The sequence below is a fragment of the Bacillus songklensis genome (assembly GCF_042649685.1).
In the GTDB taxonomy this organism is placed as follows: Bacteria; Bacillota; Bacilli; order Bacillales; family Bacillaceae_H; genus Bacillus_BA; species Bacillus_BA songklensis.
On record NZ_JBHRZT010000052.1, the window covers coordinates 162017 to 173720 of the forward strand.

Consider the following 11704-nt stretch of genomic DNA (forward strand, 5'->3'; position numbering starts at 1 on the left):
GAAATGGTATTTAAAACCCTTTTGAAACTGTCGACTCCTGTACTTGCCCTCATGCTTGCTGCGGCCTGCAACAATGGTCAAGACACAAGGGAAAACATGGATCCTCAAGAAGAGCCAACTAACGGAGAGATAAATACAGAAGAACCCGCTGGTGGGGAAGTGGATCCAGAAAAGCCTGCAAATGGTGATACGAATACGGAGGAACCTACAAGCGGAGAGATAAATACAGAAGAACCCGCTGGTGGGGAAGTGGATCCAGAAAAGCCTGCAAATGGTGATACGAATACGGAGGAACCTACAAGCGGAGAGATAAATACAGAAGAACCTGCTGATGGGAAAGTGGATCCAGAAAAGCCTGCAAATGGTGATACGAGTACGGAAGAGCCTGCAGGTGGGGAAACGGATTCTGAAGAACCGACTAACAAATAACGTTGGATCTGTCTTCAAAGCCATCGAGTGTTCACAATAACTCCTTTTCCTGTAGTGATAAATATCACTACAGGAAAAGGAACTTATAAAGATAATAACTTCGTGAAATGAATGTGGTCAATGACTAAAAAAGAAGGGGCTTACCCCCTTCAAATCCTCATGCTTTAAAGATCCCCGAGAGTCCCTTCACCATCCCGGTCAATTGGTTAACAGCACCCATCATTTGCCCGGCAGTATTCATCATTTTGTTTATGTCGATACTTCCATCAGATGCTTTGAATTGTGACATAATCGATGGCATCTGTGCTTGAGGAGTTTTTGATGAAGAGGTTGGATATGGTGTCGGGTACATGGATGGCGGCATTGGCGGCATTGGCGGCATAAATTGCATATTAGGTGGAAAGTTCATCATATTCCCCATGCTTGGTTGATTGTTTGTATGCATTGGCCAATAAGGCTGCATGGGAGCTGCCTGTTGATATGAAGCAAATGGGTAAGCATACGGATAATTCATACGATGAGGGCCGTAATATGGTGCCTGCATCATCATTTACCTCCCTGCTCTTACATTTCTCCTATAGTGTATGATGAATGAAAAAATAGGTGTATGCGGAAAAAGTCATTTTTTGATGACGGTACATAGGGAATATCGGAACGTGACCATCCTCTTTCTCATCTGCTGGGGAATGGAGGCTCTCCTTCAAATATTCGTCACAATTTTGTCACATTTTGTCGGAAGTCTAAATTTTTCAAATAAATGTTTATTCTTAAATCCATGTTAAGATGAAAGTAATTGGGGGATTAGGGGGGATTTCCATGAATATAAACGAACTTCATAATAACTTTATTACTATTAAGCAATATGAGCCAGAAAATGGAAATGAACTACTAGACTTTGCACAACAGAAATATTTAAAAGGTGAAATTTCAATTATGGAGTACAAGCAGTTAGTTCGCGAATTGGAGCTAAGTGGTGCTCAAAAACCTTATTTTTCAATCCTTGAAGAAAAAGCATAAGTTTTATATGAGAATGCAGGCGGTCAATGAGGAAGTTCTCTCCCATTGGACCGCCTTTTTTTTATTTTGTTTTCCATTAACCCTCAGCGATAATATGGCAAAAATGCATCATATTAAAAAGGTAGGTACATTATTTTATGGAGGTTGATTTCAATGGGACGCGGAAAAAATTTCAATCATATGAAAAAAGGCCATGAACCGGAAATTCCAAAGCATGGTCATCAAGTTCAAGCAAAACGTCATGAGCAGGCCGTGTACGATATTGAGCAGGTTGCGAGCGAAGGCAGCCGCCCTGTAACCATTCAAGTAGTGAAGGAATAGCCAAAAGGGGCTGACTTACAAACATAAAGAACATGTTTGTAAGTCAGCCCCTAGAAATGAACCTGAATGAAAAATGGAGTAAAATCGAGAATTTTCCAGACGGTTCATTTCTGTTTAAAAACACCGTTGCTGTCATTTCAAAACTTATGTGACAACTTCTGATCCATTTATTGTAACAACTCTAGAATAGAATCAAGGATATATCGATTGGCAGAAATCATTTCTTTTACTCTTACTCGCCGTGAACTCTCGTAAAAAGACTGCAAAACCACTTGGTGAAGATTTTCTGTTGCGGTTTCAATTTGCTTCTTATGAATATATTTTGGCTTAGCTTCCTTGATCCAGTGTTCGCATACCCTGCTCCATTCAGCCACGTCCTGATCGAAAGCATCCATATATGGTTTGACTTCCTCATAAAAATAATGGCCATCCTGTTCATGGTCATTTGTTAATCGATACAATGCTTCTTCATTGTATTGCCTCATTTTTTTCGTTAACGAACGCAATTCTTGCTTATATTCACCCATTTTTGTCACCTCTAAGGAGCTATTTTAACATGAAAAAGATTAAACGGTACGAAGAAACACTTCTCCTGCAGGATTTTTCCAATCATTTCCGTTCGTCTCCTGTTGCAGCTCCATCGCGACTTTTTCAATTTCCAAGATGGCATGTTCGATCGACTGAAGGGCTTCTTTCTGGCTATGTTCATATGAAGAGACAATTTCATCAACTTTAGTGGAAATTTCTTTCTCTACTGCTGTGAGCTCCCCCAAAACAGCATCCAATAAATTTAGCATTTCCATCTTCCCGACCCATTGCTCTTTCATGAAAATCCCCTCCACCTTTTATTTCGTTATATACTCATTCTTTCCCCCCTTTCCTTCTCCCTGCAGCATTGACAAAACTAGCTTCATTTCGTCAAAGAAAGTGACGATACGCCATAAAAAATTTTTTGCACGACATTTTCTGTTAAGAATGAAAAGAGGATGTCAGCGAACAATAATGACTAGGAGGTGTGGTAAAATGCGTAAAAACAGCAATCCAGCACAAAAGGCGCAGGTCAAACAAAATCAACAGCCAACAGAAACAAAAGAATACATGGATAAAAAACTAAACGGACCGAATCGTCCTTCAACTTAATAAAACCAGTGGAAAGAAAAAGGCCTTTTTCTTGAATTCGTTTCTGGATTTAGATAAGGCCTTTTTCTTCTTTCTGCCTTCAATAAAAGTGACGTACATACTGTTCCATCTGAATTAACAACCGCAACTGCATTCTTTTTTTTTCATACCATCTGGTGATGTTGATTTTTTTTGGAAAAGGAACAGGCCCAAGCCACCGCTTAACCTGACGGCTCGATGCTTTCCACTCATTCGACTCAGATTGATGGTGATGGATAACAGGAAATGTCATCCGTAAAAAGGGAGTGTCCCTCCTCTTATCCATGGCTAGAAATTGTTCATAATCATGACGGGATCCCGTATGGGTAGTTTGATTTGAAAATTGTACAAAATGAGGATATAATGACGGTTCGAAAAGCAATTGGCTTAATTTTTTCCCTAGTTCAATCCGTTTTGTCTTATTCCAGAAATCGTGGACAGAGCATCCGTATAATTCCCCATGCAGAGTTGGGAATATAACAGAGCTGAAATGCAACCAATCTTGAAGCTTAAAGACAAATGAATGGAACACTTTCTTTTTGTAAAAAGGATGATCGATAACAGGTTTTTGAATGATATTTTGTTCATTAATGATAAGGGACGTTAACAGCCTTTCTTTATTTTTTTCCTGCCAAAACAGGGCCCATTCCTTTTTTATGAAAGAAGAAACCCCGAAATGGGAAAGCAAATCAAAGTAAGGTCTGCCGTTCAACTTCGAGTATTCATAAATCAAAAGTTGTGGATAAGCATCTGCAAAGATAAGCCAGTTAGCCCGTTCATATGTAAAAAATAACATCGTTCTTGTGTATACATCCAATGTAAGCGGCATCCACCGTCCTTCTAAATCACACATATTCCAACCGGCATTTCTTGATACCATGCTTGCTAAAAAAGACCATCTAATTTCCGGATGGCGTCTGTAAAAGTTGGCGTAGGCCTCTGTGCGGGAAATATTATCAAGGTTTGCGCTTTCCGTGTTACGTTTAATTTCTTGAAGGATAGCCTGTTCACCTGTTGTTAAATGTGAATGTACTGAGTCCACCTTAGCTCACTTCCTTCTTTCATAATCAAATCTTTTTCAAAGGAATTGTCTAGCTTTGCAAGCTATGCTCTACGGTCATTTCACGACCTCCGACGAAGTCAAAGAGCGACTTCTTGTCGGCTGTTCCAATTCCCTATGAGCATGAACGAGCTTGCTCCGTTTTTCTTTGAGGTTATTTTTATGCTGCTAAGCGGCTATACTTCAAAAACGATTCTCTTCATCTCTTGCTTGTGACAGTCACTTTCTTGTAAAAATGGTAAAATCCATCTATACAATGGGTCTGTACACTCATTTTCTTACGAAGTCAGTTTTTTCTGACTTCATTTTATCCGTCTATTTCCTTATGATTTTTGCTATTATATAATATATATTTTTGATGAGCCGCCAACAAAAGGAGGTGGGTGCCGGTGATTCGTTATCCTAACGGAAAAACATACCAGTCAAAACAAACAAACGGGGGCATGTCACACCAAAAGAGCATTTACAGCAATCGCGGCATGACGCTTGAAGAAGATTTAAATGAAACGAATGAATTTTATCGAATACATGGGATTGCAGTCGTTCATAAAAAGCCTACACCGGTTCAAATCGTAAATGTAGACTATCCGAAACGGAGCGCAGCTGTCATTAAAGAAGCTTATTTCAAGCAAGCCTCTACTACTGACTATAACGGTGTTTACAAAGGGCGTTATTTGGATTTCGAGGCGAAAGAAACAAAAAACAAAACATCATTTCCGCTTCAAAACTTTCATGAACATCAAATCGACCATATGAAACAAGTCGTGAAACAAAACGGAATCTGCTTCGTCATATTAATGTTCTCCACTTTACAAGAAATATACTTGTTTGAAGCAAAATTTTTATTTCCGTATTGGGATCAGATAACAACAGGCGGGCGTAAGTCTATCCCAAAAACTGATGTCGAAAAACAGGGACATTTCATCCAATTTGGCTTACATCCTCGAATTGATTACATCAAAATTATAGATAAATTGTACTTTTAAGAGTATGATATATATGTTTACGGAATCATTCTCTTACATCTTGTTGAAAGGTAGGAGTGTTTTATGCCAGAGAATTATACTTCTCGTGAAGAACGACGAAGACAACAACAACCTCAAAATAAACGGAGAGAAAGACAACCGAAGGAGAAAAAGAGAAAAGGCGGATTGTTCCGCAAAATTATCGTTGCCGTTCTTCTTCTCGGAATTGTAGGCATGGTGACAGGGGGAGCCACGTTTTTCGCTTTCGTAAGCGATGCCCCCAAAATTGATGAGTCTTTATTAAAAGACCCTGTTTCATCAAAAGTATACGATAAAAATGGTGATCTGATTGCCGAATTAGGTGCCGAAAAACGAACCCTTGTAACATACGAGGAGATTCCGCAAGTGGTGAAAGACGCATTTATCGCAACGGAAGATGTCCGCTTTTATAAACATCATGGCATTGATTTATACCGTATCGGTGGTGCCGTCGTTGCCAACTTTAAGGAAGGCTTCGGATCTGAAGGAGCTAGTACGATTACACAGCAAGTCGTAAAAAACTCTTTCTTAACACCTGATAAAACGGTCAAACGTAAAGTTCAGGAAATGTGGTTGGCATTCCAACTAGAGCAAAAATATTCAAAACAGAAGATTTTAGAAATGTACTTGAATAAAATTTTCTTTGCCCAGCAAGCACACGGTGTAGCAAAAGCTGCTGAATATTTTTATGGAAAAAAAGTAAATGAATTAGAATTGCATGAAGCAGCCATGCTCGCAGGAATGCCGAAAGCGCCAAGTACGTACAATCCTTATAAAAACCCTGAAGAGGCGACAAAACGCCGTAACACCGTATTGAATTTAATGGCGCAACACGGCTTTATTACACAAGAAGAAGCCGATAAAGCCAAACAAGTTCCTGTTCAATCTACATTGCGTAAAAATGTAAAGGAAGACGGTGAAAAGTACAGTGCTTTCGTTGATGAAGTCATTGAAGAAGTCAAGAAGAAAACAGATATGGATGTATTCTCTGCGGGCCTAGAGATTCATACGACTCTCGATCCGGACGCACAGGAATATGTCGACAAGCTGCTAAACAGTGACGACATTATCAATTGGCCAAACGATGAATTCCAAACAGGATTTGTCCTATTGGATACGAAAACCGGTGAGGTACAAGCGGTCGGCGGTGGACGCAATCGTGTGGCCCGCGGCTTAAGCTTTGCATCTGACTTTCCGAGACAACCTGGTTCTACCATCAAGCCAATTTTAGACTACGGTCCGGCAGTCGAATATTTAAAATGGTCTACAGCTGAGCCAATCAATGACGAGCCATATACGTATTCAAACGGAACACCAATCAACAACTATGACCACCGTCATAAAGGATGGATCACCGCTCGCCAGGCATTGGCAGAATCAAGAAACATTCCGGCGCTAAAAGCGTTCCAGGAAGCCGGCGCTGACCGTGCGCGTGACTTTGCAGTCGGTTTAGGCATCCCGTTGGAAAAAGAGATCCCAGAATCCTATTCCATCGGTGGTTTCGAAAATGGTGTCACACCGATGCAGCTTGCAGGCGCGTACAGTGCATTTGGCAACAATGGCGTTTACAATAAACCTCATACAGTAACAAAAGTGAAATTTACCGACGGAACAGAAATGGATTTAACACCGAAGCCAAAAGTGGCAATGAAGGATTATACAGCCTTCATGGTAACATCTTTGATGGAGTCTGTTCTTGAACCTGGCGGCACCGGTCGTTCCGCGGACATTCCGGGATTAAACATTGCAGGTAAAACTGGAACAACGAACTTCTCAAAAGAAGCGAAACTAAAATATGATATTCCAAGCGGCGGAGTTCCGGATATTTGGTTTGCAGGGTTTACGCCAAAATATACGTTAGCCGTATGGACAGGTTATGAGCAAACGAACTCAAAGAACTTCATTTACAGTGATCGTGAAAAAGGAATGGCCAAGGAAATTTTCAAAAAGGTTATGGCCCATGTTTCCGAAGGAAAACGATCCGGTGACTTTGAACGCCCTGATAGTGTTGTAACGGCTAGAATTGAAAAGGGCTCACACCCGCTTCGATTAGCAAGTAAGTATACACCGGACGAGCTTGTTTCAACTGAATACTTTGTAAAAGGCAAAAAACCGACACAAGTATCTACACGCTATAAAAAGAAAGAAATTTCCAAGCCAAGAGGCCTATCCGCCAATTTCGATTCAACAACGAACCATATTTACGTAAATTGGTCTTATCCAGAAGATAAACGTAATGAAGTCAGCTTCCAGGTATCTTTATCTATTGACGGCGGCGGCTCACAAGTCATTGCCACAACGAATGATACATCCGTAACGATTCCAAATCCAAATCCTGGATCGACTTACACGTTTACCGTCACAGCTCTTGGTGAAGGTGCGAACAGTTCTTCTTCTACTTCTGTAACGATTCCGGGAGGACAGACAACAGAGCCAACGGAAGATGATCAAGGGACAGACCAAGATGATCAAGGGATAGACCAAGACGATCAAGCAAATCATGGAGAAGACCAAGATGAAGGTAACGAAACGTTACCGCCAGGACAGCAACCAGAGCCGGAAAAAGATAAAGGGAAAGACAAGGAAAAAGATACAGGGAAAGAAAACGGCAATAAACCAGGTGAAGGTAATGAAGAAAATAATGGAGGCGAAATAACCCCTTCCCCTACTCCAGATGGACAGCAGCCTCCACAAGAACCACAGCAGCCTCCTGCACCGGACCAGGGACAAAACGATCAGCCTAACCCTCTGGACAATGTAGGAGCAAATCCAGCGCCTGTTAATTAATCATAACGGGCCAGGTTGACCTAAAATCTAAAATAGCCATCCTATTTTCAAATTAAAATGAACCGTCAGAAAAACCCTGATTTCTACCGGATTTCTCATGACGGTTCATGTAGGAGGGTGATGGAACAGCATGAAGAACATGCTGTTCCATCACCCTCTTTTTTTCATGATCAACATTTTATGATAAATCTTTGTTAATTCTTGATACAGCTCCCCCAGCTGGATGTAAGAGTGATATTGGTTCGGCTGCTCAAGTAAAAAGGTGACGCGCCCCTCTGTATTGATCGGCTTATATTGCAGCTTCTTTATCTCTTCTTTCAAATGAAAAAGAGATTGGACACGTGTCCCGTTTGTCCAAAATAAAGCACTGATAAAATGTCCCAATGAAAGGATCATAGGCCGCAGTGCCCCTATTCGGTCGCGCTTTTTAAAATATTCCCCTATGCTGTCTTTATTATCCTTCCAGTAATTGAACAGTTTCGGGACATATATTTCTTGCTCCTCCCACGGTTGTGTGATCTCCCCTTCTCCTGCTTCCAACATGAAGTCATAGAAAAAGGGGATGCCTCCTAACACTTCTTCAAAGCTTTGTTTTTCCGCAAGCTCTATTTCACCTTGTTCAAAAAAAAGAGGATGTTGGAAGGAAGCCGGAATCGTAATCTTCTTATTCATTTCTCTGATTCTCCTTCATCCTTTTTTTCCCTTCCCGGCATAATTCCAGCAATGGACATACATGGCACTGCGGGGACTGCGCTTTACAGTGATAACGTCCAAAGAAAATCATGCGATGATGGGTGATGGACCACTCATCTTGAGGCACTTTTCGCATCAATGTTTTTTCCACCTCAAGGACAGAGTCTTTCCAGCGGCAAAAGCCTAACCGTTTACTTACCCTTTCTACATGTGTATCCACGGCAATGGCAGGGATGCCAAATGCTACAGACACGACCACATTGGCTGTTTTGCGCCCTACCCCCGGGAGTTTTGTGAGTTCATCTCTGTTTGCCGGTACTTCACCGCCATATTGGTCCAGTAAAATTTGACAAAGCTTGCGAATGTTTTTGGCTTTGTTTCGATATAAACCGATGGAACGAATGTCTTGTTGCAGCTCTTCTTCTGTTACCGCCAGATAGTCCTCAGGTTTTTTATACTTTTGAAAAAGATTTTTCGTTACCCTATTAACGAGAGCATCGGTACATTGTGCAGATAACAAAACAGCAATGACCAATTCAAATGGATTGTCGTGAATCAGTTCACAATGAGCATCCGGAAACATCTCTCCCATTGTATCCAAGCAATGGCGAATCTCTTTTAATGTTAGCATTCTTCATCTCACCTTACTCTTTATAATTCTTCATGATTATAACAAATATAAACATTAAAAAACGAGAGGTTTGTTTTCCTCTCGTCCCTCTTATTTTCAGACTGATTTTTACTGTTCAAGCCAATTGAAGAATGGAACGGTAGAGTTTGCGGCCGTCTTTTCACTCGTGTTTTTCTTTGTTTGTTGATGCTGGCGAAATTTGCGTCCATAGCTTCTGGCTTGTTCAATTGTTTTGATCCCGTTCTTTTTCCATTCGAATAAAATGCGATCAATGTAACGGAAATTAAGCTTGCCAGACATGACAGCTTCACGCAAAGCAGCCTTAATAATCATGGCATCATGATGGTCTTGGTCTTGCCACATCGTTAATGTTTCACATTCAAATGGCGAAAGCGGGCGGCCGAATTCCTTTTCAAATACTGTATACAAATTCACTTCAAGCTGTACTTGTTGTTCCTGTTTATCTTGCTGACTCTCTTTAAACAGACTGTGGAGCAATTTTTCCCATAATGGCTTTAATGTATAACGTTCCGTAATAAAAGAGGCTTGGTGCTGTTGTTCAATCGCTAGAAAGCCCCTTTGCAGAAGACTTCTTAATACTTCCATGCATGTCCCTGTTGAGATGCTCATATGACTAGAAATTTCCTCAGGGGTCGGAAAAGAGTTCCCGCCCTCGAGCGACATATGAATATGAAGAAGTGTCATCAGCTCTATTTCATTTAAACCCAGTTTAGCATAATGGGTCATTAATAATTTCGGAATGGAAACCGTCCCTTGCTCCATCCACTCGATAAATCTTTCTTTATCCATAATTGAACACCTCACAATTCAGTATATCATGGCGTATGATGTTCTCCCAACCTAAAATGAAATGAACCGTCTAATGAAATTTGTTAAAATCAAGAATTTCAACGACGGTTCCTTTTCACGACAATGTCCCAATAACTTTAAAATTGTTATTGGGACATTATTTATTAAGGATATAAACGGTTTAACAGACGGGGGAACGGAATGGTTTCACGAACGTGTTCAACACCGCTGATCCATGCCACTGTACGCTCCAATCCTAAACCAAAACCGGAATGAGGTACAGAACCGTATTGACGGAGCTCTAAATACCATTTGTAAGCGTCTGATGATAAACCATGATCTTCTAAGCGTTGTTTTAATAAATTGTAATCATGGATACGTTCAGAACCGCCGATAATTTCACCATAGCCTTCTGGTGCAATTAAGTCTGCACATAATACAACATCAGCACGCTCAGGATGTGGTTGCATGTAGAATGGTTTTAGTGATGTTGGGTAGTGCGTAATGAAGACCGGCTTATCGTAGCTTTCTGCAATAGCTGTTTCATGCGGCGCACCAAAATCGTCACCCCACTGAATATCCTCAAAGCCTTTTTCATGTAAAAATTTGATTGCTTCATCATACGTAACACGCGGGAACGGAGCTTTAATATTTTCAAGCTTCGATACGTCACGTCCTAATGTTTTTAATTCTAATGAGCAGTTTTTCACGACAGATTGGACAATATGAGAAACATATTCCTCCTGTACTTTTAAGTTATCCTCAAACTCATAGAATGCCATTTCCGGCTCAATCATCCAAAATTCAATTAAATGGCGGCGTGTTTTCGACTTTTCGGCACGAAATGTCGGACCGAATGAAAATACTTTCCCTAATGCCATGGCCGCCGCTTCCATGTAAAGCTGACCGCTTTGAGAAAGATATGCATCCTCATCAAAGTATTTTGTATGAAATAACTCCGTTGTTCCTTCAGGAGCACTTCCTGTTAAAATGGGCGGATCTACTTTTGTAAAGCCGTTTTCGTTAAAGAACTCATACGTTGCACGAATAATTTCATTACGAATTTTCATCACCGCATGCTGACGCTTAGAACGCAGCCATAAATGACGATGATCCATTAAAAATTCTGTTCCATGCTCTTTCGGTGTAATCGGATAATCGACGGAAGCATGAATCAATTCCAAGTTTGTCACCGTTAATTCATATCCGAACGGTGAACGCTCATCTTCGCGAATGATCCCTGTTACATAAAGAGATGACTCTTGTGTAACACTTTTCGCTAATTGAAATACTTCTTCTGATACTTCTGCCTTTACGACAACACCCTGCATAAAACCAGAACCATCACGCAATTGTAAGAATGCAATTTTACCGCTTGAACGTTTATTCGCAATCCATGCGCCGATCGTCACTTCCTGACCGACGTATTTGCTTGCTTCCGAAATCGTAATTTTCACGATCATTACCCCTCCAAAACTTACATAAACCTTGCTTAGTATGTATAATCCTTATTCATTATACAATTCACCACTTATAATCACAAGTGAGAATCAGTTTTTGACAAAACTTGTCGAATCCAGAAAAGTGGAGCAAGCTCGCTCATGCTCATAGGACCCTGGAACCGCCGACGAGAAGTCGCTTTTTGACTTCGTGGGAGGTGGTGAAGTGGCCGTAGAGCATAGCTTGCGAAACTAGACAAAAAGGAAAAGCGGAATGAGCCCGTTTAGCCTTATAGGGCGTTGGAACTCCTGACAAAGAAGCGCTTTTTGCTTCTGTTAAAGGATCGTTGAAGGG

Annotated in this window: 15 protein-coding genes; 6 read left to right on the plus strand and 9 right to left on the minus strand. The window is 40.9% G+C overall.

The features are described from left to right. The first annotated feature begins 3 nt into the window (after positions 1-3). Complete coding sequence (locus tag ACFOU2_RS12070) at positions 4-429, plus strand: hypothetical protein (RefSeq protein ID WP_377915419.1); 426 nt, start codon at positions 4-6, stop codon at positions 427-429. A gap of 157 nt (positions 430-586) precedes the next feature. On the opposite strand, the gene ACFOU2_RS12075 is transcribed toward ACFOU2_RS12070, so the two are convergent. Beyond that, entirely contained in the window at positions 587-976 is a 390-nt protein-coding gene (locus ACFOU2_RS12075; RefSeq protein ID WP_377915421.1) for a YppG family protein, read from the minus strand. Positions 977-1245: 269 nt separating this feature from the next. On the opposite strand from ACFOU2_RS12075, the gene ACFOU2_RS12080 reads away from it, so the two are divergent. Then, a complete protein-coding gene (locus tag ACFOU2_RS12080; RefSeq protein WP_377915423.1) occupies positions 1246-1446 on the plus strand; it encodes a YppF family protein in 201 nt (66 codons plus the stop codon). Between the two features lie 153 nt (positions 1447-1599). Next, complete coding sequence (locus tag ACFOU2_RS12085) at positions 1600-1767, plus strand: hypothetical protein (protein WP_377915425.1); 168 nt, start codon at positions 1600-1602, stop codon at positions 1765-1767. A gap of 167 nt (positions 1768-1934) precedes the next feature. Here ACFOU2_RS12085 and ACFOU2_RS12090 read toward each other — a convergent pair whose 3' ends face one another. Then, positions 1935-2294 carry a DUF1798 family protein gene (locus tag ACFOU2_RS12090; protein ID WP_377915427.1) on the minus strand — a complete coding sequence of 120 codons (360 nt, stop codon included), beginning with the start codon at positions 2292-2294 and terminating at the stop codon, positions 1935-1937. A gap of 39 nt (positions 2295-2333) precedes the next feature. After that, entirely contained in the window at positions 2334-2594 is a 261-nt protein-coding gene (locus ACFOU2_RS12095) for a hypothetical protein (protein ID WP_377915429.1), read from the minus strand. A gap of 196 nt (positions 2595-2790) precedes the next feature. Here ACFOU2_RS12095 and ACFOU2_RS12100 point away from each other — a divergent pair, with 196 nt between their 5' ends. After that, a complete protein-coding gene (locus tag ACFOU2_RS12100) occupies positions 2791-2907 on the plus strand; it encodes a hypothetical protein (protein ID WP_377915431.1) in 117 nt (38 codons plus the stop codon). 79 nt (positions 2908-2986) lie between these two features. On the opposite strand, the gene ACFOU2_RS12105 is transcribed toward ACFOU2_RS12100, so the two are convergent. Further along, positions 2987-3967 carry a DUF2515 domain-containing protein gene (locus ACFOU2_RS12105; RefSeq protein WP_377915432.1) on the minus strand — a complete coding sequence of 327 codons (981 nt, stop codon included), beginning with the start codon at positions 3965-3967 and terminating at the stop codon, positions 2987-2989. Between the two features lie 407 nt (positions 3968-4374). Here ACFOU2_RS12105 and recU point away from each other — a divergent pair, with 407 nt between their 5' ends. Together recU and ACFOU2_RS12115 are read left to right on the plus strand one after the other, a co-directional pair. Further along, positions 4375-4971, plus strand: a complete 597-nt coding sequence (recU, locus tag ACFOU2_RS12110) for a Holliday junction resolvase RecU (RefSeq protein ID WP_377915434.1) — start codon at positions 4375-4377, stop codon at positions 4969-4971. A gap of 63 nt (positions 4972-5034) precedes the next feature. Beyond that, entirely contained in the window at positions 5035-7776 is a 2742-nt protein-coding gene (locus ACFOU2_RS12115) for a PBP1A family penicillin-binding protein (protein WP_377915436.1), read from the plus strand. Positions 7777-7926: 150 nt separating this feature from the next. Here ACFOU2_RS12115 and ACFOU2_RS12120 read toward each other — a convergent pair whose 3' ends face one another. From ACFOU2_RS12120 to ACFOU2_RS12140, 5 genes are all read right to left on the minus strand, one after another. Next, positions 7927-8448, minus strand: a complete 522-nt coding sequence (locus tag ACFOU2_RS12120) for a YpoC family protein (protein ID WP_377915438.1) — start codon at positions 8446-8448, stop codon at positions 7927-7929. Next, a complete protein-coding gene (gene nth / locus ACFOU2_RS12125; RefSeq protein ID WP_377915440.1) occupies positions 8441-9100 on the minus strand; it encodes an endonuclease III in 660 nt (219 codons plus the stop codon). Before nth ends, ACFOU2_RS12120 begins: the two co-directional genes overlap by 8 nt. Before the next feature lie 108 nt (positions 9101-9208). Next, positions 9209-9910 carry a DnaD domain protein gene (locus ACFOU2_RS12130; protein ID WP_377915442.1) on the minus strand — a complete coding sequence of 234 codons (702 nt, stop codon included), beginning with the start codon at positions 9908-9910 and terminating at the stop codon, positions 9209-9211. Positions 9911-10074: 164 nt separating this feature from the next. Beyond that, positions 10075-11373 carry an asparagine--tRNA ligase gene (asnS, locus tag ACFOU2_RS12135; RefSeq protein ID WP_377915444.1) on the minus strand — a complete coding sequence of 433 codons (1299 nt, stop codon included), beginning with the start codon at positions 11371-11373 and terminating at the stop codon, positions 10075-10077. A 142-nt stretch (positions 11374-11515) separates the two neighbouring features. Continuing rightward, the coding region (locus ACFOU2_RS12140; protein WP_377915446.1) for a hypothetical protein at positions 11516-11704 on the minus strand (189 nt) is incomplete at its 5' end.

Coding starts and splice junctions, on each gene's coding strand:
- ACFOU2_RS12070 (WP_377915419.1), top strand. CDS start 4: ATGGTATTTAAAACCCTTTTGAAACTGTCGACTCCTGTACTTGCCCTC.
- ACFOU2_RS12100 (WP_377915431.1), top strand. CDS start 2,791: ATGCGTAAAAACAGCAATCCAGCACAAAAGGCGCAGGTCAAACAAAAT.
- ACFOU2_RS12130 (WP_377915442.1), bottom strand. CDS start 9,910: ATGGATAAAGAAAGATTTATCGAGTGGATGGAGCAAGGGACGGTTTCC.
- asnS (WP_377915444.1), bottom strand. CDS start 11,373: ATGATCGTGAAAATTACGATTTCGGAAGCAAGCAAATACGTCGGTCAG.
- ACFOU2_RS12095 (WP_377915429.1), bottom strand. CDS start 2,594: ATGAAAGAGCAATGGGTCGGGAAGATGGAAATGCTAAATTTATTGGAT.
- ACFOU2_RS12115 (WP_377915436.1), top strand. CDS start 5,035: ATGCCAGAGAATTATACTTCTCGTGAAGAACGACGAAGACAACAACAA.
- ACFOU2_RS12120 (WP_377915438.1), bottom strand. CDS start 8,448: ATGAATAAGAAGATTACGATTCCGGCTTCCTTCCAACATCCTCTTTTT.
- ACFOU2_RS12085 (WP_377915425.1), top strand. CDS start 1,600: ATGGGACGCGGAAAAAATTTCAATCATATGAAAAAAGGCCATGAACCG.
- nth (WP_377915440.1), bottom strand. CDS start 9,100: ATGCTAACATTAAAAGAGATTCGCCATTGCTTGGATACAATGGGAGAG.
- ACFOU2_RS12075 (WP_377915421.1), bottom strand. CDS start 976: ATGATGCAGGCACCATATTACGGCCCTCATCGTATGAATTATCCGTAT.
- ACFOU2_RS12080 (WP_377915423.1), top strand. CDS start 1,246: ATGAATATAAACGAACTTCATAATAACTTTATTACTATTAAGCAATAT.
- ACFOU2_RS12090 (WP_377915427.1), bottom strand. CDS start 2,294: ATGGGTGAATATAAGCAAGAATTGCGTTCGTTAACGAAAAAAATGAGG.